This is a genomic window from Bacillus infantis (assembly GCF_008180445.1).
GTDB classification, from domain to species: Bacteria; Bacillota; Bacilli; order Bacillales; family Cytobacillaceae; genus Bacillus_AB; species Bacillus_AB infantis_B.
This window is the reverse complement of the sequence record NZ_VTER01000002.1, coordinates 388,514-409,012: the sequence shown is the minus strand read 5'-3', so window position 1 is coordinate 409,012 and position 20,499 is coordinate 388,514. Positions and strand designations below refer to the sequence as shown.

General features: G+C 46.9%; 17 protein-coding genes. 1 reads left to right on the top strand and 16 read right to left on the bottom strand.

The annotated features are described in order from the left end of the window. Window positions 1–5: 5 nt before the first annotated feature. Genes hemB through hemA form a run of 5 tightly spaced genes read right to left on the bottom strand, consistent with a single transcriptional unit; the run spans window position 6 to window position 4,957 of the window. Entirely contained in the window at window positions 6–986 is a 981-nt protein-coding gene (gene hemB / locus FZD51_RS04305) for a porphobilinogen synthase (protein WP_148973633.1), read from the bottom strand. Window position 987: 1 nt separating this feature from the next. Continuing rightward, window positions 988–1,767, bottom strand: coding sequence for a uroporphyrinogen-III synthase (locus FZD51_RS04300; protein ID WP_148973632.1), 780 nt, complete (start codon window positions 1,765–1,767; stop codon window positions 988–990). Continuing rightward, window positions 1,764–2,699, bottom strand: coding sequence for a hydroxymethylbilane synthase (hemC, locus tag FZD51_RS04295; RefSeq protein ID WP_148973631.1), 936 nt, complete (start codon window positions 2,697–2,699; stop codon window positions 1,764–1,766). The genes FZD51_RS04300 and hemC overlap by 4 nt, the downstream gene beginning before the upstream one ends. Before the next feature lie 59 nt (window positions 2,700–2,758). Beyond that, on the bottom strand, window positions 2,759–3,592 hold the full coding sequence (locus FZD51_RS04290; protein ID WP_009796061.1) for a cytochrome c biogenesis protein: 834 nt from the start codon (window positions 3,590–3,592) through the stop codon (window positions 2,759–2,761). 15 nt (window positions 3,593–3,607) lie between these two features. Continuing rightward, complete coding sequence (gene hemA / locus FZD51_RS04285; RefSeq protein ID WP_148973630.1) at window positions 3,608–4,957, bottom strand: glutamyl-tRNA reductase; 1,350 nt, start codon at window positions 4,955–4,957, stop codon at window positions 3,608–3,610. A gap of 260 nt (window positions 4,958–5,217) precedes the next feature. On the opposite strand from hemA, the gene FZD51_RS04280 reads away from it, so the two are divergent. Beyond that, window positions 5,218–5,703: a LiaI-LiaF-like domain-containing protein gene (locus FZD51_RS04280; RefSeq protein WP_148973704.1), complete on the top strand. Its 486-nt coding sequence runs from the start codon at window positions 5,218–5,220 to the stop codon at window positions 5,701–5,703. Window positions 5,704–5,792: 89 nt separating this feature from the next. Here FZD51_RS04280 and FZD51_RS04275 read toward each other — a convergent pair whose 3' ends face one another. The 11 genes from FZD51_RS04275 to leuC all read right to left on the bottom strand — a co-directional run bounded on the left by FZD51_RS04275 (window position 5,793) and on the right by leuC (window position 20,459). Next, on the bottom strand, window positions 5,793–6,530 hold the full coding sequence (locus FZD51_RS04275; protein ID WP_148973629.1) for an amino acid ABC transporter ATP-binding protein: 738 nt from the start codon (window positions 6,528–6,530) through the stop codon (window positions 5,793–5,795). A gap of 18 nt (window positions 6,531–6,548) precedes the next feature. Then, entirely contained in the window at window positions 6,549–7,196 is a 648-nt protein-coding gene (locus FZD51_RS04270) for an amino acid ABC transporter permease (RefSeq protein WP_129612141.1), read from the bottom strand. 86 nt (window positions 7,197–7,282) lie between these two features. Beyond that, on the bottom strand, window positions 7,283–8,065 hold the full coding sequence (locus tag FZD51_RS04265) for a transporter substrate-binding domain-containing protein (RefSeq protein ID WP_148973628.1): 783 nt from the start codon (window positions 8,063–8,065) through the stop codon (window positions 7,283–7,285). Between the two features lie 266 nt (window positions 8,066–8,331). Further along, window positions 8,332–8,919: a ribosome biogenesis GTP-binding protein YihA/YsxC gene (gene yihA / locus FZD51_RS04260; RefSeq protein WP_148973627.1), complete on the bottom strand. Its 588-nt coding sequence runs from the start codon at window positions 8,917–8,919 to the stop codon at window positions 8,332–8,334. Then, window positions 8,906–11,242 (bottom strand): endopeptidase La, encoded by a 2,337-nt coding sequence (gene lon, locus FZD51_RS04255; protein WP_148973626.1) that lies wholly within the window; start codon window positions 11,240–11,242, stop codon window positions 8,906–8,908. Before lon ends, yihA begins: the two co-directional genes overlap by 14 nt. A gap of 948 nt (window positions 11,243–12,190) precedes the next feature. Then, window positions 12,191–13,858 carry an ATP-dependent protease LonB gene (gene lonB, locus FZD51_RS04250; RefSeq protein ID WP_148973625.1) on the bottom strand — a complete coding sequence of 556 codons (1,668 nt, stop codon included), beginning with the start codon at window positions 13,856–13,858 and terminating at the stop codon, window positions 12,191–12,193. A gap of 186 nt (window positions 13,859–14,044) precedes the next feature. After that, window positions 14,045–15,310, bottom strand: a complete 1,266-nt coding sequence (gene clpX / locus FZD51_RS04245; protein ID WP_022544244.1) for an ATP-dependent protease ATP-binding subunit ClpX — start codon at window positions 15,308–15,310, stop codon at window positions 14,045–14,047. A 522-nt stretch (window positions 15,311–15,832) separates the two neighbouring features. Continuing rightward, the gene (gene tig / locus FZD51_RS04240; RefSeq protein WP_148973624.1) at window positions 15,833–17,116 is read right to left on the bottom strand and encodes a trigger factor; all 1,284 of its coding nucleotides are present in this window, start codon (window positions 17,114–17,116) and stop codon (window positions 15,833–15,835) included. A gap of 168 nt (window positions 17,117–17,284) precedes the next feature. Next, window positions 17,285–18,310, bottom strand: coding sequence for a tetratricopeptide repeat protein (locus FZD51_RS04235; protein WP_148973623.1), 1,026 nt, complete (start codon window positions 18,308–18,310; stop codon window positions 17,285–17,287). 140 nt (window positions 18,311–18,450) lie between these two features. Next, complete coding sequence (leuD, locus tag FZD51_RS04230) at window positions 18,451–19,029, bottom strand: 3-isopropylmalate dehydratase small subunit (RefSeq protein WP_148973622.1); 579 nt, start codon at window positions 19,027–19,029, stop codon at window positions 18,451–18,453. A gap of 11 nt (window positions 19,030–19,040) precedes the next feature. After that, window positions 19,041–20,459 carry a 3-isopropylmalate dehydratase large subunit gene (gene leuC / locus FZD51_RS04225; protein ID WP_148973621.1) on the bottom strand — a complete coding sequence of 473 codons (1,419 nt, stop codon included), beginning with the start codon at window positions 20,457–20,459 and terminating at the stop codon, window positions 19,041–19,043. Between the last annotated feature and the right edge of the window lie 40 nt (window positions 20,460–20,499).

The window sequence follows — 20,499 nt, the reverse complement described above, 5'->3', positions numbered from 1 at the left end:
TGGCATTACTGCTGTTCTTTAATCCATCTTGCAGCATCTTTGGCATGGTAGGTGATGATTAAATCTGAACCGGCACGCTTCATTCCGGTCAGCATCTCCATTACAATGTTTTTCTCGTCAATCCAGCCATTTTGCGCTGCTGCTTTCACCATTGAATATTCGCCGCTCACATTATAGATGACCATTGGCAGGTTCACTGCATTTTTCACGTCTCTTACAATGTCCAGATAAGGCATTCCAGGCTTTACAATCAGGAAGTCTGCACCTTCTGCAAGATCTGCTTCTGCTTCCCTGAGAGCCTCCATGCGGTTGGCAGGGTCCATCTGATAAGCTTTCCGGTCGCCAAATTGAGGCGTGCTGCCGGCTGCATCACGGAACGGGCCGTAGAATGCCGAAGAATATTTGACTGCGTAAGACATGACCGGCACATCCTGGAAGCCCGCCTCATCAAGCCCGGCCCTGATGGCTGCAACAAATCCATCCATCATATTGGAAGGTGCGATGATGTCAGCGCCTGCTTTCGCCTGGCTGACTGCAGTCTGGACGAGGAGTTCAAGAGACGAGTCGTTCAGGACTTTTCCATCCTCTATCAGCCCGCAATGACCATGGCTTGTGTATTCGCACAGGCAGGTATCGGCGATGATGACCACCTCGGGAAATTTGGACTTGATCAGTCTTGTTGCCTCCTGGACAATCCCATGATCATGATAAGCCTGCTGGCCGCATTCGTCTTTTTCAAGCGGAATTCCGAATAAGAGAATGGATTTGATCCCTAATGATACAATCTCTTCCATTTCTTCCTCAATGCGGTCAAGGGAAAGGTTATACTGGCCAGGCATTGAAGGGATTTCCCTTTTAATGTTTTCTCCTTCTGCGGCGAATATCGGATAAATTAAATCATCAATACGAAGATGATTTTCTCTTACAAGCGCTCTCATGCTGGCTGACTGCCGTAAACGGCGGTATCTTTTGAACTGCATATCCATTTCATTTCCTCCTCTGATTCAAATCAGCTGCTATGCTTTTTGCCAAATCTTCAATCGTATATCCGGCAGGGACCACATGGACATCAAGCCCGAGTTCTTCCGCTCTTTTCTGCGTAACCGGGCCGATGCAGGCCACAAGGCAGCCCTTGATAGCTGCTTCAGCACCCGTCTTGCGGACTATCTCCATAAAATGATCTACAGTCGACGGGCTAGTGAAGGCCAGCACATCCAATGATCTATTTTTCAGCATGACTGCGAGCTTTTCTCCGCTATCTTCAGGAAATCCGGTTTCATATATAATGATTTCCTGCGGCTCTGCCCCTGCCTTCCTAAGCTGGTCTGCAATATAGCTTCTTGCTTTATTCCCTTTGGGGATCAGCACCTTCATGCCTTTTTCGGCAAAGGGAAGGAACTCATCAATAAATCCTTCTGCAGCAAATTCCTCCGGAGTAAAGCTGACAGCAAGCCCTGACTCCTCTGCGGCCCTCTCTGTTTTTGTGCCAATGGCGGCAATCTTGGGAAAAGCGGCATTTCTCCCGGTAAAGGAAATAAAAGTTTCAAGGGCATTTTTACTGGTAAAAATGACCCAATCGTATGTAGGAAGCTCCCTGACGGCATGAAGGATTTCTTCTGTTACCTCCGCCGGCCTGAAAGCAAGCAGCGGTATTTCCACCGGTATGCCGCCATAGCTGCGGATCAGCTCAGAAAAAGGTCCGGCCTGATCCTTCCCCCTGGGTACAAGCACTTTTTTGCCTGCAAGGGGAAGGCTCTCCCCGGTCATTCTCCGTCAAGCTCCTTTTTTACATCATCAATAAGCTTTTTGGCGCCTTTTTCAATCAGCTTTTCCGCAGTTCTCAGGCCGACTTCTACAGGATCAGCCCCAGTCACTTTTTCTTTATAAATCTTTTTTCCGTCCGGTGAAGCCACAAGGCCTGTAAGCTCAATTTCATCCTGCTCATTCAGAACAGCATATCCTGCAATCGGAACCTGGCATCCGCCCTCCATTTTATGAAGGAATGCACGCTCAGCACGGACTGTCTGGTTTGTTGTCCCGCAAGTGAACTTGCTCAGCAGCTCAAGCAGCTCCTTATCGCTCTCGCGGCACTCAATGGACAATGCCCCCTGGCCAACGGCCGGCAGGCAGACTTCCGGCTCAAGGAATTCCGAAACAGTATCAGTTGTCCATCCCATTCTTGACAGTCCGGCTGCAGCGAGAATGATGGCATCGTACTCCTCTGTTTCAAGCTTTGCGAGCCTCGTATCAATATTGCCCCTTATCCATTTGATTTCAAGATCCGGGCGCTTTGCAAGCAGCTGTGCTCCTCTGCGCAGGCTGCTGGTGCCGACAACCGCTCCCGGCTCAAGCTGATCCAGTGTCTGATGCCCTTTTGAAATCAATGCATCACGGTGATCCTCCCTTTCAGGAATAGAGCCTATCACAAGGCCTTCCGGCAGGACAGCGGGCATATCCTTCATGCTGTGGACTGCCATATCGATTTCCTCATCAAGCATAGCCTGCTCGATTTCTTTTACAAATAAGCCTTTTCCGCCAACCTTGGATAAGGTCACATCAAGGATCTGATCTCCTTTTGTCACGATTTCTTTCACTTCAAACTCGAAAGAATCGTCTATCTTCTTCAACTGGTCCATCACCCAGTTTGTCTGTGTTAATGCAAGCTTGCTGCGCCTAGAACCGACTATAATTTTTCTCATGACAGCCTCCTATGTATAGGGGGCAAGGCTCTTGCCAAGCCCCCTGATATAAATCATTATTATGAGCTCCAGAAGTGGAAGGATGAAAGCCTTCCAAACAGGAAAAAGTTGATAAGTACAATTAAAAAGGATGCGAGATTCCACAGGGCCAGCGATTTGCCTGAAAAGCCCCTTGCCACCCTCACGTAAAGGTATACGCTGTATACGCCCAGCACGATGAATGAGCCAATGACTTTCGCATCATACCAATGCATATCTGGTACCTTGATATAAGCCCATTGCGTCCCGAGGATCAGGCTTATAATCAGCATCGGTACACCGATTACATTTAATACATATGACATATGCTCAAGCTTTGATAAATCTGCAATTCTCAGAAGCCTGGATCCCCATTTTTTCCTCTTTAGCAGGTCATACTGAATAAGATACAGCAAAGAGAAGACAAATGACAGTGAAAAGGCGCCATATGAAAGGATTGCGACTGTTATGTGGATCAGGAGCAATTCCGAGACGAGCTGCTGGGCCATGACTTCAGATTCGTACTGAACGGGTGCAAAAGTGTGGATGGCCATGATGACAAAGCCGAGCACATTAGTGAAGAAGACGATGAAATCCACTCTCAGAAGGCGGTTGATTCCGAGTGAAAGAGTGATAAGCACCCAGGCATAAAAATAAAGCCCTTCAAATATGGTCAGCACCGGGAAACGCCCTGTATTTTTCATGTACAAAAACAGAAAAACAGTCTGCAGAATCCACACAAATGCAAGTAACCAGAAGGCAACCCTGTTGGCCTTCCGGTTATTGTGAAGAAAGTCGATGAAGTATAAAAGCACGCATAAAGCATACAGAACGACTGTTAACTCATGCAGCCTTGTCATATAGATGTCAAACATTGCCCAGAACCCCGCTTATGACTGAAAAGAAGGCACGGCTGGCTTCACTGCTGCCCGCATTGGTTCTGCTGCCTTCACTTCATCATCATGTTCTGCAACAAGGTCTTCTATATTGAAGATTTTTACAAATAAATCCAGCGCTTTATCGGCATCAGCCTGTGCAGCCATTTCCTTGGCCTGCAGGATTGGGTCTTTCAGCATCTGGTTGATGATGCTCTTCGTGTGTTTGTTCAGCACTTTTTTATCGCGCTCACTGAGATGAGGCAGTTTTCTTTCAATGCTGTTCATGGTTTCGGACTGAATGGCCAAAGCCTTCTCACGCAGGGCGGAAATGACAGGAACAACCCCAAGGAGGTTGAGCCACTGCTTGAATTCCACAATCTCGCCTTCAATCAGCATCATGATGGCTGCTGCCGCTTTTTTGCGTTCCTGGAGGTTGGCTTCTACAATGCCTTCCAGATCGTCAATATCATAAAGGAAGACGCTGTCCAGCTCAGAAAGCTTTGGATCAAGATCGCGCGGCACGGCAATATCCACCATAAAGAGCGGTTTGCCTTTGCGCATCTTCTCTACATGGACCATCATCTCTTTCGTAATGACGAATTCCTTTGCACCTGTAGAGCTGATCAGTATATCAGCTTCCATTAAAGCGCACTGCAGCTCCTGGAGGGTCTTGGCTTCACCGTGGAAGCGGCTCGCCAGATCCCGGGCCTTTTCAAATGTGCGGTTGATGACAGTCACCTTGCTAGCCCCGTTGGCATGCAGGTTCTGAATGGCCAGCTCTCCCATTTTCCCTGCACCAAGGACAAGGACATGCTTCCGGTCAAGAGATCCGAATATCTTTTTAGCCAGCTCGACGGCAGCATAACTGACCGAAACCGCATTTGCGCCAATTTCAGTTTCAGAATGGGCCTTCTTCGCCAATGTAACAGCCTGCTTGAAAAGCTGATTAAATACAGTGCCTGTCGCCTGCTTTTCCTGTGAAGCCAGGAAGCTTGAACGCACTTGTCCAAGAATCTGCGTTTCGCCAAGAACCATGGAATCCAATCCGCAGGCAACTTTAAACAGATGCTCTACAGCACCATCCTGTTCATAAACAAACAGATACGGAGAGAATTCTTCATGGGCCATATCAAACCACTCAGACAAAAATTCTTTTATATAATAGCGGCCGGTATGAAGCTGATCGACCACTGCGTATATTTCAGTGCGGTTGCAAGTAGAAAGGATAACATTTTCCAGGATGCTCTTTTTGCTGTTCAATGCCGTCATGGCATCCCCCAGAGAGTCCGGATTGAATGTCAAACGCTCGCGGATTTCGACAGGGGCAGTTTTATAGTTAAGACCTGCTACAATAATATGCATAAAGTGTTTGCACCCCCAGCTAAGTACGTAATTCAATACTATAATTATAACATTTTTTTCGTGTGAAATTGTGAACAGATAATGAACTCATATGGTAATATAAATGATTGAAAGGTGCTCTTGCTGCATGGCTCAAAAAGAAGCCTGCAGGAGCAGAAAGCCTTAGCCCAAATTACATATATCGACAAAAAGGCTTACTTATGTACAGTACCAAAAATAAAGCCGGGATTCAAGTGAACCTTACTGGAAGTGGTGTAAAAATGAAAAACCAGCGGATTTTCCCAGGAATTATCCTTATAGGCTTCGGCGCCTATTTCCTGATGCAGCGCTCAAACGTACAATTATTCCAGGAATTCTATTCCTGGCCGACACTATTATTGATCATCGGTATTGCTTTTCTATTCCAGGGCTACGGAGCCAGAGATTATGAAGCGATCCTTCCCGGCGCCATCCTGGCAGGGTTTGGATTGCACTTCCATATTGTAAGCCGCCTCGAAGTGTGGCCAGACCATATCGGCACCTTCATCCTGATCATCGCCCTCGGGTTCCTGCTCAGGGCCCAAAAGACGGGGGCAGGCTTTGTCCAGGGGCTGCTTTTCCTGTCCATCAGCATCCTGCTTCTATTCAATGACAAAGCAGAAAACATTTTAGGACCATTGGGGCCGGGCCTATTATCCATCTTAAGATTCTGGCCGGCTGCGCTTGTGCTGGTGGGCCTGTACCTGCTGTTATCAAAGAAAAAGTAGGCTTATACTGCCTATCATTCCACACTTGCACAAAGATAAAACACCCGGCCGGGTGTTTTATCTTCCTTTATTCAAAAATCTCCATTGCCTTACAGCACAGAATCAAGGAAGCTTTTTGTCCGCTCTTCCTTCGGGTTCAAAAACAGCTGCTCCGGATGACCTACCTCGACAATTCTTCCTTCATGCATATATACCGCAAAATCGGCGACTTCTCTCGCAAAGCCCATTTCATGGGTCACGACAATCATGGTCATCCCTTCCTTCGCAAGGTCCTTCATGGTGGCAAGCACTTCACCGACCAGCTCGGGGTCAAGCGCAGATGTCGGTTCGTCAAACAGCATGATATCAGGCTTCATGGCCAATGCCCTTGCAATGGCCACCCTTTGCTTCTGCCCCCCTGACAGCTTGGCGGGATATACGTCCTCTTTATCTGATAATCCTACTTTTTTCAGGAGCTCTTTTGCCTCTTTCCTGGCCTGCTCCTTTGGCACTTTCTTTACAAAGACCGGGGCCTCCATCACATTCTCGAGGACAGTCCGGTGGGGGAAAAGATAGAAATGCTGGAACACCATCCCCACTTTTGAGCGTATCCTGTTCAGGTCATGCGTTTCTTTTTCAACCTTCTCCCCTTCAATGACAATGCTTCCGCTGTCCTTCATTTCAAGGAAATTGAGGCATCGCAGCAGCGTGCTTTTTCCTGACCCGCTTGCCCCGATCAAACAGACTACATCACTTTCTTTCACTGTCATATCTATATCCTTCAAGACATGAAGGTCTCCAAAGGATTTGTTCAGTTTCTCCACTTTTATCATGATTGCATCTTCCATCTGGCAAAAGCCTCCTTCTTAATCGCTGATCGCCATCCGTTTTTCAATTATGCTGACCACGAATGAGACTATGAGCACCAGAATGAGGTAGTAGACTGCCACGATCAGAAGATAGCTCATATAGTCATATTCATTTGATCCATAAGTCGTAGCTACATTAAAGAGCTCATACATTCCGATAAACGACGCAAGGGAAGAATCCTTCAGTGCAATGATGAATTGGTTTCCAAGCGGCGGCAGTGCCCTGCGCACTGCCTGCGGAAGTATGATCCTTCTCATAGCCAGCCCGGCTGACATGCCGAGCGACCTGCCCGCCTCCATCTGCCCTTTTTCAATGGACTGAATGGAACCCCGGAAGATCTCGGCAATATAGGCGCCATTATGAAAGGCGAGTCCGAGGACAACGGACAGGAATTGCGAAATATCCAGCGACGTCAGGCCAAAGTAAAAAATAAAGATTTGGACGACTAAAGGCGTTCCCCTGACAAGGAATATATATAGGTCGGCAATCCATTCAAGTATCTTGATTCGCGAGATTTTCAAAAAGGCAAAAAACAGCCCGATGAAGATGGCAATAAAAATAGAAACAATCGTCAGTTCAAAGGTAAGAATCATGCCCCTTAAAAAAACGGGATATGTTTCTATAAACTTTCCGGCAAGTTCCATAGGCTTTTCCTCTCTTTAACTGTAATATTAAGTGTTTTATGTACAGAAAGAGGCGAATGCAAGTGCGGTACATTCGCCTGCCCCCTTTATTCCTTTTCAGGGTCTACTGTGATATCCTCACCGATGTACTTCTTGCTGATTTCTGTCAATGTTCCGTCCTCATGGAGCTTTTCAAGCGCTTCATTGATTTTCTCGAGCAGCTCTTCATTATCCTTTGCTACTGCAATCGCCTGCTCACTGCGGCCAAGCAGCTCCCTGCCTTCGATTTCCATGCCGGAACCAATGGCTTCTTTACCTGTGATAAAATCTGTGATTACTGCGTCATGCTTCCCCCTGCTCAATGCTTCAAGCGCAGTAACATCACTGTCGTAAAAAATGATGTTATCAGTCACCTCTTCAGCAGAATCTGCATAGGTAGAGCCTTTGGATACGGCTACTTCCAAATCCTTCAGATCATCCAGGCTTTCTGCTGAACTGTCCGGGCGGACAAAGATCTGCGGCCCTGAGTAATAATAAGGAATAGAGAAATTAACCGCCTTCAGTCTGTCTTCATTGATGGTGTGGCTCGCTACAGCAGCATCGAATCGCCCTGATTTGACTCCTTCCACAATTCCGCCAAACTTGAATTTTTTCTGGACAGGTTCAAGGCCCAGCTCTTTGGCCACCGCTTCTCCGACTTCGATGTCAAAGCCGGTCATTGTCCCATCTGCCTCTGTCACGCTGAAAGGCTTGAATTCACCTGATGCAGCATATGTAAACTTACCTCCGTCTGCAAGCTCTGCCCCCCCGGAGGATGCCTCCTTTGTCCCGCACGCTCCGAGAACAGCGGCACAGCATAAAATTACAACAGCTATGATCCATTTTTTCAATTGTTTTCCCCCTCAATGTTTTCTGAATTTCATTTCAAACTTATTACCCTTATTACCATAACATTACACTTACTTTTGCCACAAAATTCAAATTTAGCTATATTTTCAGTCATTAACGCCCATACTGGCCTGACAGCCGCTCAGCTATGCAATGCTATTAAATGGAGGCATATACTGCCCTCTTCTCCCATTTCCTCCAGAAAGGCCGCCATACAGAAGCAAAAGAAACTGTTTTTGGCAAAAAAAAACGCCCGAATCGGCGTTTTTTAGCTCTGCATATATTTCTTGAGAATCCCCCAGGCCTCATCCTTGCCTTCACCGGTCTCGGATGAGAACAAAACAATTTCGTCTCCAGGTTCAAGCTCCAGAGTCTCTTTCGTAATTTTAAAATGCTTCTGCCTTTTTGTTTTAGGAATTTTATCAGCCTTTGTGGCAATGATGATGCATCGGATGCCGTGGTGCTTCAGGAAATCGTACATCATAATATCATCCTTGGTAGGAGGATGGCGCAAGTCGACGATCAGGACAGCTGCCTTCAGCTGCTCCCTAGAGGTAAAATAGGTTTCAATCATCCTGCCCCATGCTTCGCGCTCCTTTTTGGAAACTTTGGCATAGCCATATCCCGGGACATCGACAAAATGCATCATTTCATTGATCAGATAAAAATTCAATGTCTGGGTTTTCCCTGGCTTTGAGGATGTCCTCGCCAGGTTCTTGCGGTTAAGCATCTTGTTTATAAATGAGGATTTGCCGACATTGGATCTCCCTGCCAGGGCGAACTCGGGCAGGGACTCCTCAGGATATTGTGCCGGCTTGACCGCACTTATAACGATTTCAGCACTATTTACTTTCATTGCTGTGCACTCCATTCAGGGCGTGCTTGAGAACTTCGTCAACATGTGATACGAGAACAAAATCCAATTCGTCGCGGACACTCTCTGGAATATCATCAATATCTTTTTCATTATCTTTAGGAAGGATAATTTTAGTCAATCCCGCTCTATGGGCACTTAAAGTTTTTTCTTTCACTCCACCGATCGGCAAGACCCGTCCGCGGAGCGTTATTTCTCCTGTCATCCCCACTTCTTTGCGTATCGGATTCCCCGACAGCGCTGAAACAAGGGCTGTAGTGATGGTAATCCCTGCAGATGGGCCGTCTTTTGGAACGGCACCTTCAGGCACATGGATGTGGATATCATACTTTTCATAAAAATCTGCCTCGATGCCCAGCTCTTTCGCTTTTGAACGGACATAGCTGAATGCAGTCTGTGCAGATTCTTTCATGACATCCCCAAGCTTGCCTGTCAGGACCAATTTGCCTTTGCCTGGAGATAAGGATACTTCGATCTGCAGCGTGTCTCCGCCAACTGTTGTATAGGCAAGGCCGGTTGCAACACCGATCTGGTCCTCGACCTCTGCCTGGCCATATCTGAACTTCGGCTTGCCAAGGAAGTCTTCTACATTCTTTTCAGAAATGATGACTTTCTTTTTCTCGCCTGAAACAATAATCTTTGCCGTCTTGCGGCAGATGGAAGCCAGCTGGCGCTCGAGCCCGCGTACGCCTGCTTCTCTTGTATAGTAGCGGACGATTTTCTGGATTCCGTCCTCTCTGATCTGCAGCTGGGATTTAGAAAGCCCATGCTCACTGATCTGCTTAGGCAGGAGATGGTCCTTTGCTATATGGATCTTTTCAAGCTCCGTATAGCCCGCAATCGTGATGATTTCCATCCGGTCGCGGAGAGGGCCCGGTATGGTTGCCAGATTATTCGCTGTTGCAATGAACATAACCTTCGACAGGTCATATGTTTCTTCAATATAATGATCGCTGAAGTTATGGTTCTGCTCAGGATCCAGGACTTCCAGCATGGCTGATGAAGGGTCACCCCTGAAATCATTGGACATTTTATCAATTTCATCAAGCAGGAACACCGGGTTGATGGTCTCTGCCTTTTTCATGCCCTGGATGATCCTGCCCGGCATGGCGCCGACATAGGTCCTTCTATGTCCGCGGATTTCAGATTCGTCCCGCACCCCTCCAAGGGAAACACGGACAAAGTTGCGGTTCAGCGATGCAGCAATCGATTTGGCAAGGCTCGTCTTACCGACTCCCGGAGGCCCGGCCAGACAAAGGATGGGACCTTTAAGCGAATTGGTGAGCTTTTGCACGGCCAAATATTCAAGCACCCGCTCCTTGACTTTTTCAAGGCCATAATGATCCCTATTCAGGATGCGCTCGGCATTATGGATATTCAGGTCATCAACAGTTGCCTCAGTCCATGGCAGAGAAACAAGCCAGTCGATATAATTGCGGATAACGGCGCTTTCAGCAGAGCTGGAAGGCACCTTTTCATAACGGTCAAGCTCTTTTAATGCAGCAAGCTTTACATGGTCAGGCATCCCGGATTGTTCAATTCTGTCATTGAGCTCGGCGATTTCGCCTGTTTTGCCTTCCTTATCGCCCAATTCCTTCTGAATCGCCTTCATCTGCTCCCGGAGATAATACTCCTTCTGCGTTCTTTCCATGCTTTTCTTGACGCGCTGCCCAATCTTCTTTTCCAGATTGAGGACCTCTTTTTCATTATGGATGATCTCTATGACCTGGTTCAGCCTTTTTTTGACGTCGATCATTTCAAGAATATCCTGTTTTTCCTTCAGCTTCAGCGGCAGATGGGAAGCGACGATATCTGCCATGCGCCCCGGTTCCTCAATATCGGATACTGAGGAATAGGTTTCTGCAGAAATCTTTTTGGATACTTTTATGTACTGTTCAAAGTACTCAAGCATCGTCCTCATCAGTGCCTGGTCTTCGGCGTCCTTGTCTTCTCTATCATCATAAGTCTCAACACTGACTGTATAATGATCTCCCTCATCGGTGAGCTCAGCAATTTCCGCCCTCTTCAATCCTTCCACCAGCACACGGATTGTGCCGTTCGGAAGCTTAAGCATTTGTTTTACACGGGTAAGAGTACCCATTTTGTATAAGTCATCTTCCGCCGGCTCATCTATTGAAATATCCTTTTGAGTCGTCAAAAAAATAAGATGGTCATCTACCATTGCTTTTTCAAGCGCCTGCACGGATCTTTCCCGCCCAACGTCCAGATGAAGGACCATTGTAGGGTAGACGAGCAAGCCCCGAAGCGGCAGGAGGGGGACGATGATGTCTTTCTTATTCGCCATAGTTTGCACCTCCAAATGCAAATCAGTATATTATCTGCCTCATCCTTATTCTTTGCACTAAGCCCGCAAAAAATGAGAAACAGAAACCAAACAATCATTCCAAACCCGCATCATATCACAGGTCAAGCCTTTGTACAATTCTAACTTATTTATTTGTGGGTGTCTATTAATAGAAATGCGGAGGGCGCTTGCCCAGCCCCGACAAGCATAAGACAAGCAGGACGGAAGGTTGTTCTTTAACCTTCTGGCCTGATTGGCTTATGACTCGAGGGGCTAGCGCCCGCAGCTGGACAAATCGAAATGCGGAAGCGGCTTGCCCAGAGCCGACAAGCATAAGACGCTTTGGAATTGAAGGCGTTCTTTGCCTTCGGTTCCAAAGTGGCTTATGACTCGAGGCTCTAGCCGCTGCAGCTGGACAACATGAAATGCGGAGGGCGCTTGCCCAGCCCCGACAAGCATAAGACAAGCAGGACGGAAGGTTGTTCTTTAACCTTCTGGCCTGATTGGCTATGACTCGAGGGGCTAGCGCCCGCAGCTGGACAAATCGAAATGCGGAAGCGGCTTGCCCAGAGCCGACAAGCATAAGACGCTTTGGAATTGAAGGCGTTCTTTGCCTTCGGTTCCAAAGTGGCTTATGACTCGAGGCTCTAGCCGCTGCAGCTGGACAACATGAAATGCGGAGGGCGCTTGCTCAGCCCCGACAAGCATAAGACAAGCAGGACGGAAGGTTGTTCTTTAACCTTCTGGCCTGATTGGCTTATGTCTCGAGGGGCTAGCGCCCGCAGCTGGACAACACGAAATGCGGAGGGCGCTTGGTCAGCCCCCTTATCTTATTGCTTCATTGATTATATGACGAATGATTTCCTGTTAGACAGCTTATTTCTCTTTTATCCTGCCAGAACAAAATAAAACTCCGGTTTGAAGCATATGCTGCAAACCGGAGCTCCTTTACATACTTTCTTTCTTAGTAAGCTCAATTGACGCTGTGAGGGACTGGTCTCTTGCATAGTCCTTCAGCAGGGCTGCAGTGAACACCTGGCTGAGGTGGCTGACAGGAATGATATCGATTCCCTCTATCTCTTTCAAAATGCTTTGCATATTTTCTTCAGGGATGATTACAGTCCTGGCGCCGGCTTTCTGGGCAGCCTTTACTTTGGCATACACTCCGCCGATCGGCTTAACATGGCCGCGGATGCTGATTTCTCCTGTCATGGCCACTTCCCTGTTCACCGGCCTTTTATATATAGCCGAATAAATTCCGGTAGCCATAGCAATCCCGGCAGAAGGACCGTCAATCGGCACACCGCCTGGGAAATTCACATGGATATCATAATCTTCAGCAGGGACTCCCATTGTTTTTAAAACGGTCAAAACATTTTCAATCGAACCCTTTGCCATACTCTTCCTGCGGATTGATTTTCCTCGGTCCCCGATGCTTTCTTCTTCAACAATCCCGGTGATATTGATAGAACCTTTTTCTTTTGCAGGCATGACCGTCACTTCTATTTCCAGCAGCGCACCTGTGTTGGGCCCATATACAGCAAGTCCGTTTACAAGCCCGACTGCCGATTCTTCACTGATTTTTCTTTCCATCCTTGGAGAGAGCTGGCTTGAGTTAATGACCCATTCAATATCCTCATCCTTTATGTAATCCCTATCCTCGGTAATGGCAACCCCTGCAGATATCTGCACAAGATTTACCGCTTCGCGACCGTTTCGTGCGTATGAGGCAAGTGTCTTTAAGCTTTTGCCGCTGATTGGCATATTGACCTTATCCGCCGCCTTGCTGCTGATCGTTTCCACTTCATCTTCCGTGAGCTCTTTAAAAAATACTTCCATGCAGCGTGATCTGATTGCCGGCGGAATCTCACTCGGAGTCCTTGTCGTCGCTCCTACAAGCCTGAAATCTGCAGGAAGCCCGTTCTTAAAAATATCATGGATATGCTGAGGGATTTGTGTATTTTCTTCATTATAATAAGCACTTTCCAAAAAGACCTTGCGATCCTCTAAAACTTTAAGCAGTTTATTCATTTGGATCGGATGCAGTTCGCCAATTTCATCTATGAACAGCACTCCCCCGTGCGCATTGGTGACGGCTCCCTGCTTTGGCTGCGGAATGCCTGCCTGTCCCATAGCGCCTGCACCTTGATAGATGGGATCATGAACAGAACCGATCAGCGGATCTGCTATTCCCCTTTCATCAAAACGGGCTGTTGTCGCATCAAGCTCAACGAAAACAGAAGATTTTCGAAACGGCGACTTGTCCTGCTTCTTTGCTTCTTCCAGCACCAGCCTTGCCGCAGCGGTTTTACCGACTCCAGGCGGCCCATAAATGATAACATGCTGTGGATTGGGTCCGCAGAGTGCCGCTTTTAATGACTTAATTCCATCTGCCTGGCCGACGATATCTTCGAAGCTTGCCGGACGCACTCTTTCCGAAAGCGGTTCAGTCAGCCTGATGGAACGCATTTTTTTCAGCTGGTCCATTTCTTTTTTTGACTCCCGGTCGATCGACACCTTTTGAGTCCTCTGGCTCTTTAGCAGATTCCAGAAATAAAGCCCGATAATGATCCCGAAAAACAGCTGGATGAATAAAGCTATCCCGGTCCAACTCATAGTATCCCTCCTGCACTTTTGTTCAAGCTGATACTTGGTAGTATCTCCTTGTACAGGTTGGAATAAACAAGAATACACTGTAAAAAACTTCCTGAGCAAAGACTTGTACACAATCTTGACGTGCAGCAGAGAATACAAAAAAGCCAGGCAGAGAAAACCCCCGGCCTGGCTTTATTTATTCTTTTATCATGCAGAAGTTTTACGCTCTTCTTCCACAACCGTACCATCATTCAGCACTAGCTTTGGCACGCTGTTATCTGTAACTGTCTCTTTTGTGATGATGCATTTAGAGATATCATCACGGGACGGAAGATCGAACATGACGTCCAGCATAATGCCTTCAATGATTGAGCGGAGTCCGCGGGCGCCTGTTTTGCGCTCGATTGCTTTCTTCGCAATCTCATGCAGGGCACCTTCTTCAAATTCAAGCTCAACATCATCAAGCTCAAGCATTTTCTGATACTGCTTAACAAGAGCATTTTTCGGCTTTGTCAGAATTTCAATAAGAGCTTCCTCATCAAGCTGAGTAAGGCTGGCAATTACTGGAAGGCGGCCGATGAATTCAGGGATCAGACCGAATTTCAGCAGGTCTTCAGGAAGAACTTTTGAAAGCAATTCCTTCTGGTCAAGCTCCTGCTGCTTCTGTTCAGAACCGAATCCGATCACTTTCTGGCCAAGGCGGCGCTTAATGATCTGCTCGATGCCGTCAAATGCACCTCCGCAGATGAACAGGATATTTGTTGTATCAATTTGAATGAATTCCTGGTGCGGATGCTTTCTTCCGCCCTGTGGAGGAACACTTGCTACAGTCCCTTCCAAAATCTTAAGCAATGCCTGCTGCACACCCTCACCTGATACATCCCTTGTTATGGAGGGGTTCTCAGATTTACGAGCAACCTTATCGATTTCATCGATATAGATAATGCCTTTTTCCGCCTTTTCAACATCATAGTCTGCAGCCTGGATCAATTTCAGGAGAATATTTTCAACATCTTCCCCAACATAGCCAGCTTCCGTAAGAGATGTAGCATCAGCAATTGCAAATGGAACGTTGAGAATACGGGCAAGCGTCTGGGCAAGGAGCGTTTTACCGCTTCCTGTCGGCCCGATCATGCTGATATTACTTTTTGAAAGCTCAACATCATCGATCTTGCTGTTTGAATTGATTCTCTTATAGTGGTTATAAACAGCCACTGACAGAGATTTCTTTGCCTGTTCCTGGCCGATTACATACTCGTCAAGAATATCGCGGATTTCTGCCGGCTTTGGCACATCCTTGAATTCGACTTCTTCCTCAGTGCCAAGCTCCTCTTCCACGATTTCCGTGCAGAGCTCGATGCACTCGTCACATATATATACACCTGGTCCGGCAACTAATTTACGTACTTGATCCTGTGTTTTCCCACAGAAGGAACACTTTAATTGCCCTTTTTCATCATTAAATTTAAACAATGCCTTCACCCCTTGAATTACTTCTGTGCCTTATATAAAGCTTGCGGATCACTGCAAACAATTTTTACTATTCAGCTTTTTCAGCTTATGGAATAACGGCTGGGAAAATCCCAAAACAGCCCCTGTGCCTTTATGTCCTTTTGATTGCTATCTGTCAATCGATTGGTTGGGAACAGTTCACACAGGAGAATACTTTAACAGTTATGTATTGCATTGTAACACATTTAATATCTGGACAGGAAATGATAACTCTTAGAAAAGTATGTTTCAATTCTGTCTGCTGATCCGCATTTAAAAATATGTACCCAATAAGCTTATCCATAAAACAGAGAGTTAAATCCCGATTAAGGGATATTTAATTACGGCAGTTATGTATAGAGTTTTTTCTGTCTGTTTTTCAGCTCTTATAATACTATATGCTGCTTTTTATTGTATAAAACAAGGCACGATCAAATCGCGCCTTGTTTTTATTAAAAAAGTCTATGCAGCCGGAGCCGCTATTGCGAAAGTTAAATTTTTATATTAAGCAGTTTTGCTGTTTTCGATAAGGAAGTCAACAGCTTTTTTCACTTTAAGGTCTGCTTTCACGCTGTCGAGGCTTCCAAGCGCCTGCTTGATTGCATCGGCAGTCATGTTGTACATTTCAGCCATTTTATCAAGCTCGGCAGTAACCTCTTCGTCTGTTACTTCAATGTTCTCTGCTTTTGCGATCTCTTCAAGAGTCAGGTTGATGCGTACACGCTTTTCGCCTTCTTCTTTCATCTGCTCGCGCAGGGCGCTTTCGTCCTGGCCTGAGAACTGGAAGTAAAGCTCAAGGTTCATGCCCTGCATTTGAAGGCGCTGTTCGAATTCCTGCATCATTCTGTCGACTTCATTGTCGATCATTACTGCAGGCAGGTCGATTTCAGCATTATCAGCAGCTTTTTCGACTACAGTGTCGCGAAGGTTGTTTTCAGATTCCTGCTTCTTGCTTTCTTCAAGGCGGGTCCTGATTTTTTCCTTAAGGGCATCAAGAGTTTCAACCTCTTCGTCAACATCCTTTGCAAACTCGTCATCAAGCTCTGGAAGCTCTTTGCCTTTGATTTCGTGAACAGTCACCTTGAATACTGCCTTCTTGCCGGCAAGCTCAGCAGCATGGTATTCCTCAGGGAAAGTCACTTCGACATCCTTGGATTCGCCTGCAGCTGTTCCTTCAAGCTGTTCTTCGAAACCAGGGATGAACTGGCCTGAACCAAGCTCAAGTGAATAGTTCTCAGCTTTTCCGCCTTCGAATGCTTCGCCGTCAACAAAACCTTCGAAGTCCATGACAACTGTATCGCCGTTTTCAGCTTTGCCTTCTTCTTTAACGACCAATTCAGCCTGGCGCTCCTGAAGGGAAGTGATTTCATTGTTTACATCTTCTTCAGTTACTTCTGTTTCAAGCTTTTCTACTTCAAGGCCTTTGTATTCGCCAAGCTTAACTTCAGGCTTGACTGTAACAGTTGCCTTGAAAATAAGGCTCTTGCCTTTTTCAATTTGCTCTACATCGATTTCAGGACGGTCAACAGGCTCGATCCCTGTCTCATCAATTGCACTTGCATATGCTTCAGGAAGAAGGAAGTCAATTGCATCCTGGTATAGAGATTCAACGCCAAAGCGTTTTTCGAACATTCCGCGCGGCATTTTTCCTTTACGGAATCCTGGCACGTTTACAGTAGCAACCACTTTTTTGAATGCAGCGTCCAGACCTTCTTTGACTTTCTCTGCATCTACTTCAATTGTAAGAACCCCTTGGTTCCCTTCTAGCTTTTCAAACTTAGCAGACATACTATAATTCCCTCCAACAATCTATTGTCATTACCATTTTAGCGGACTTTGTATGAATATTGCCTTCATATCATAGCATATTCATCTTTTTGATATGTAAAATAACTATTTTTACACATAACAGCCACTATATTATAACATACGTTATCTTTGTTTCAACAGAGATACTCAAATATTGGGATAAGAAATTTCTTCTATCTTCCCTATAAAAATCCTGGATGCCTCAAGAGTATCTTCTTCCACCCCATATTGGCCGGCCATATCCCCCGGATCTCCATCCATGCCGTAAAATGAGCATCCGACAAGATGGTAAGCAGCTGCCCACAGGTCAGGCTGATCAGGCTGCAGCTTGAACGGGTACAACAGGAAGAACTGCCTCTGGAGCAAAGCAATGATATTTTCCAGCAGGACCGGATCTTCGTGTTCGAGTTTATCTTTTACCGCTGCTTCAATTGCCCTCAGCTGCTTATGATCATGGACATCATGAAGTGCCGATGGGATGAACTCTTCATTCATCCCGAGCTTTTTTACAGTCACAGGCTTATCATATTCCTGCTCTTTCAGTATATTGATAATCATTGTTTTCAGGAAGGGATGCCCTTCCTCTGAAATCAGGTAAGACTTCAGCTCTTCAAGATATGGCCTGATGTTGATGTTTGCGAGCTTTGCCAGCAGCAGGACCTGCTCTTTGGGATCTTGATAGGACAGGAGGTTCAGCTCCTTATCCCTGTAGTCTTCGCGGAGCTGTTCTTCTGCAGCAGGATCCGGGCTTCCCTCCGCCATACGCCTGCTGAAGTGCAGCATTTTTGCGAAATGCTCCAGTTTATCCTTCGGGATCTCCCTTTCCTGGAGAAGGGCTTCGATAGTGGCCGCTATTTCCCCATATTCATGGAGCTGGACCATGATCATCAGATAAAGGTCCACGATTTCAAAATAGTCTCCGATTCCCTCCTGAAGCATGGATTTGGCAAGATTTTTGGCCTTTTTGAGCGCCCCGGCCTCAAAATAGGCAAGGACAAGCCCTATATGTATATCACTGCTCTCCGGATCAAGCTCTTTGGCGTCCTCAAACAGCTGGATTGCATCTGAAAAATTCTTTCCCTGCAGGCTCTCGAGCCCTTTCTCAAGCAAACGTTTTTCCAGACCGGGAAAGGGGATGATATTGCTGCTGTCGTTCTGGTTCCGCTTAGTCATGAAAAAACCGCCTTCCCTGTTAATATTGAAGATAGTATAGCACGCACGGAAAGAAAAAAGAAATTCAAAGAAGAGAGCCTTGAAAGAGGGAATGGATTGACTTCCGCAGTAAAAAAAAGAAGATCCACATGAGAGCGGATCTAGCTTGTTTTTTCATACGCTTCTATTTCCTTCTCAAGCTGAAGCGTTATTTCAATTTCGTCCCACCCATTAAGAAGCATTGTCTTCCAATAAGGCTGGACCGGAAAGCTTGCTGAGAAACCATCCTCACTATAGACAGTTTGTGTTTCAAGATCAACTGTCAGAACCAGCTCGGCTTCTGCTGCTTTCAGCAGGAGCTGTTCTGTCTCCCCCTGGCTCAGCCGGATGGGCAGCAGACCATTTTTCAGGCAATTCTGATGGAAGATGTCAGCGAAGGAGGGGGCAATGACCGCTTTAAATCCGTAGTCCTGCAGAGCCCAAGGGGCATGTTCTCTTGAAGAGCCGCATCCGAAGTTTTCATTTGCAACCAGAATTTCCGCGCCGCTGTTTTCAGGCTTATTCAATTCAAATGCAGGATCAAGCTGTCCATGTTTATAGCGCCAGTCATAGAATAGGTATTTCCCGAATCCGGTTTTCTCGATTCTTTTCAAAAATTGCTTCGGTATGATCTGATCTGTATCTACATTCACCCTGTCCAGCGCAGCTGCTTTGCCTGACAGCTTTTTGAAACCGCCCATTCTATCTCCTCCTACATCATGATTGATTCTTCCATTAATTTTTTCCTGACATCAACAAATCTACCGTTCACAGCAGCCGCAGCTGCCATGAGCGGGCTGACAAGATGGGTCCTCGCACCAAATCCCTGCCGTCCCTCGAAATTGCGGTTTGAGGTTGATGCACAATGCTCGCCCGGAGGCACGATATCATTATTCATGCTGAGGCACATACTGCAGCCGGATTCCCGCCATTCAAAGCCGGATTCCATAAAAATCTGATGAAGCCCTTCCTTTTCCGCCTGCTCCTTCACGGCCTGTGACCCCGGTACTACAAGGGCCCTGACACCCGGATGGACTTTTTTTCCGGCCGCAAACTCTGCAGCCTGCCTAAGGTCCTCGATTCGCGAATTTGTGCACGATCCGATGAACACATGCTGAATGCTGATACCGCTGATCTCCTGCCCTTCAGAAAGCCCCATATACCGAAGAGCGCGCTCAAGTGACGTCCGTTCTGTTTCGGTCTTGCAATCAGTCTTAGAAGGTATCCTTTCATCAACCCCCGCTGCCATGGAAGGATTGGTCCCCCAGCTGACCATCGGCGGGATCTCCCCGGCATCGAGCGTGATTTCTTTGTCATAATTCGCATCAGGATCCGAGGCGAGTGCCTGCCAATGAGCAAGGGAAGTATCCCATTCCGTGCCTTTCGGTGCATATTTCCGCCCCTTTATATAAGAGAAGGTGGTCTCATCAGGACTGACCAGGCCTGCCCTTGCTCCTCCCTCTATCGACATATTGCATATGGTCATCCGCTCTTCCATGGACATACCCCTTACAGCCTCTCCGCAGTATTCAATGACATGTCCTGTCCCGAACCCGATGCCAAACCTGCTGATGATATACAGGATGACATCCTTGGCTGTAACCCCGCTCTCAAGCCGGCCATCGATTTGGAGCTTCAGCGTTTTCGGCCTGGACTGCCATAATGTCTGGGTTGCAAGCACATGCTCCACTTCACTAGTGCCGATGCCAAAAGCAAGCGAACCAAAAGCACCATGGGTGGAAGTATGGCTGTCCCCGCAGACAATGGTCATCCCGGGGCGGGTCAGGCCCAGCTCCGGGCCGATGACATGGACAATGCCCTGATCCGGGCTGTCCATTCCTGCAAGCGGCACACCAAATTCCCGACAATTTTTTTCAAGGGTGGTCATCTGTTTTTTGGCGACTGGATCATCTATCTGGCCGCGGTTGATTGTCGGCACATTATGATCCATTGTAGCGAAGGTTTTGTCCGGGCGCCTGACTTTCCTGTTTTTCATCCGCAGGCCGGAAAATGCCTGAGGGGATGTGACTTCATGCACTAAATGCAAATCGATATAAAGCAGATCAGGCTTATCTGTTTCTGTATGGACGATATGCCGGTCCCAAATTTTCTCTACAATTGATTTGCCCATCTATTTTTCTCCCTCCATCTTTTCCGGGTCCTTCTCCCGG

Coding starts and splice junctions, on each gene's coding strand:
- hemB (WP_148973633.1), bottom strand. CDS start 986: ATGGATATGCAGTTCAAAAGATACCGCCGTTTACGGCAGTCAGCCAGC.
- FZD51_RS04300 (WP_148973632.1), bottom strand. CDS start 1,767: ATGACCGGGGAGAGCCTTCCCCTTGCAGGCAAAAAAGTGCTTGTACCC.
- hemC (WP_148973631.1), bottom strand. CDS start 2,699: ATGAGAAAAATTATAGTCGGTTCTAGGCGCAGCAAGCTTGCATTAACA.
- FZD51_RS04290 (WP_009796061.1), bottom strand. CDS start 3,592: ATGTTTGACATCTATATGACAAGGCTGCATGAGTTAACAGTCGTTCTG.
- hemA (WP_148973630.1), bottom strand. CDS start 4,957: ATGCATATTATTGTAGCAGGTCTTAACTATAAAACTGCCCCTGTCGAA.
- FZD51_RS04280 (WP_148973704.1), top strand. CDS start 5,218: ATGAAAAACCAGCGGATTTTCCCAGGAATTATCCTTATAGGCTTCGGC.
- FZD51_RS04275 (WP_148973629.1), bottom strand. CDS start 6,530: ATGGAAGATGCAATCATGATAAAAGTGGAGAAACTGAACAAATCCTTT.
- FZD51_RS04270 (WP_129612141.1), bottom strand. CDS start 7,196: ATGGAACTTGCCGGAAAGTTTATAGAAACATATCCCGTTTTTTTAAGG.
- yihA (WP_148973627.1), bottom strand. CDS start 8,919: ATGAAAGTAAATAGTGCTGAAATCGTTATAAGTGCGGTCAAGCCGGCA.
- lon (WP_148973626.1), bottom strand. CDS start 11,242: ATGGCGAATAAGAAAGACATCATCGTCCCCCTCCTGCCGCTTCGGGGC.
- lonB (WP_148973625.1), bottom strand. CDS start 13,858: ATGAGTTGGACCGGGATAGCTTTATTCATCCAGCTGTTTTTCGGGATC.
- tig (WP_148973624.1), bottom strand. CDS start 17,116: ATGTCTGCTAAGTTTGAAAAGCTAGAAGGGAACCAAGGGGTTCTTACA.
- FZD51_RS04235 (WP_148973623.1), bottom strand. CDS start 18,310: ATGACTAAGCGGAACCAGAACGACAGCAGCAATATCATCCCCTTTCCC.
- leuD (WP_148973622.1), bottom strand. CDS start 19,029: ATGGGCGGTTTCAAAAAGCTGTCAGGCAAAGCAGCTGCGCTGGACAGG.
- leuC (WP_148973621.1), bottom strand. CDS start 20,459: ATGGGCAAATCAATTGTAGAGAAAATTTGGGACCGGCATATCGTCCAT.